Origin of the sequence: Collinsella sp. AM12-1 (genome assembly GCF_003472325.1) — a bacterium.
Lineage (GTDB): Bacteria > Actinomycetota > Coriobacteriia > Coriobacteriales > Coriobacteriaceae > Collinsella.
In genome coordinates this window covers 1-1,594 of the sequence record NZ_QRLS01000045.1, presented here as the reverse complement: position 1 = coordinate 1,594, position 1,594 = coordinate 1, and the positions used below count along the sequence as shown (strand labels likewise).

The following is a 1,594-nucleotide window of genomic DNA, read 5'->3' as shown; positions in this document are numbered from 1 at the left end:
GGTTGATTTTCAATCTCAACGCAACAGCCTGAACGGGTCCCGCGTTTCCGCAGCTAGCGCAACGCGGGAATAGCTCCCGGCACCTGGCCGTCGCATCGTTTCCGCAGGTGGAGAGGCTATGGAGGCCGGTGCCCCCATGCCGCCGCCGCATGCTCCGCCAGCCCGCCGCGCAGCCGTTCCGGACTCAGCGCAACGGGCCATCCGGCCCATGTCCCGGCCCGCCGCCTATCCCGCCAGCGGCCCCTCGCCCCTCGCGGCCCTGGCCCTGTCGATGCAGCCGGGCGTGAGGTCGAGCTCGCCGGGCGCAAGCTCCTCTATCCCGAACGCGTCCATGAGGGCGGAGGCGTCCTCCCCGAGGGCCATCCGCAGCACGCGCGCCGGCGTCAGGAACCCGAGCGCCCCCCTCGGCTCGGAGTTCACCTGCGACATGAGCAGCGCGCAGTCCGCCGCCGTCAGCCGGTCGAACCTGGCCCCGGCGCCCTTGGGCAGCAGCTTCCTGATCTCTACGTGGTTCTTCTCGCACGCGCCCTTCTGCTGGCTCTGCCGGGGGTCGCAGTAGAAGAGCCTGGTCTCGCCGTCCCGCTCGCCGAGCAGCGCCGCGATGGCGCCCTCGTCGGCGAACTCGCTGCCGTTGTCGGTGAGCACGGCGCCGAAGGCGCGCCTCGCTCCGTCCTCGCCGAGGACCCCGCGCAGGGAGGAGAGCGCCGCCAGGACCGAGGCGCACGTGCCGTCCGGCAGCGGCAGGGCCAGCTGGAAGCGGCTCGGGCGGTGCAGGAGCGTGAGGAGCCTGGCGGAGTCGCCCCTGGAGCCCTCGACGGTGTCCATCTCCCAGGCCGCGGCGCAGGCGTCCTCGCCGAGCGCGAGGAACGACGCGTGCGACCTGCGCGACGAGTGGGGCGTCGCCCTCTTCGGGGCCCGGCGCGACCTCGGCCTGTAGCCGACCTTGCGCCTGAGCTCCATGTTCGTCATGCCGTCGTAGCCGGCGTCCACCCACCTGTAGACGGTGGAGGCGCTGAGCCCGGGGGTCGTCGCCGCTATCTGCTGCGGGGAGAGCCCGCGCGCGAGCCCGTCCCTGATGGCCGCGAGCTTGGCGGCGGCGCCCTCCTCGGTCTCGTCGATCCCGGACCTGCTCGCCGAGAGCTCGGCGTCGGCCGCCTCCTGCGCCCTCCTGGCGCTGTAGAACACCCTGGGCCTCCTCGAGCAGCCGTAGCCCCTCCTGTGCGGGCAGCCGTTGCAGCACCTCGGCCACGCGGAGAGCCTGGGGCAGGCCCCCGACAGGTCCGCGGGCGCGGGCTCGCCGTAGCGCGAGCGCGGCGCGGTGACGTAGCGGTGCGCCGCGACCTCCCTGGTCACGGTCGAGGGCGACCTGCCGAGCTCCGCGGCGATCTCGCGGGCGCTGCGGTTGCGGTCGAGCATCCTCTCGACCGTGTTCCTCTCGTGCCTCGTGAGCCTCCCGTACGACCTTCCGGACGGCTTGGGTCTGGACATGCCGGCCTCCCTCCATCGCGGGCCGGGGGATTCCGGCCCCTCTGGGGTTGCCTACCCGGATTCGCGCCTCAGGACTCAGCGCAACGCGTTGCGCTGAGTCCTGAGG

1 protein-coding gene is annotated in these 1,594 nt (G+C 73.0%); it reads right to left on the bottom strand.

Translation table 11 applies throughout. The features are described 5' to 3' along the window. Positions 1-225: 225 nt before the first annotated feature. Positions 226-1,488, bottom strand: a complete 1,263-nt coding sequence (locus tag DW136_RS09805) for an IS30 family transposase (protein ID WP_118289518.1) — start codon at positions 1,486-1,488, stop codon at positions 226-228. Between the last annotated feature and the right edge of the window lie 106 nt (positions 1,489-1,594).

Excerpts from the sequence above, each read along its gene's own strand:
- DW136_RS09805 (WP_118289518.1), bottom strand. The coding sequence starts at position 1,488 with ATGTCCAGACCCAAGCCGTCCGGAAGGTCGTACGGGAGGCTCACGAGG.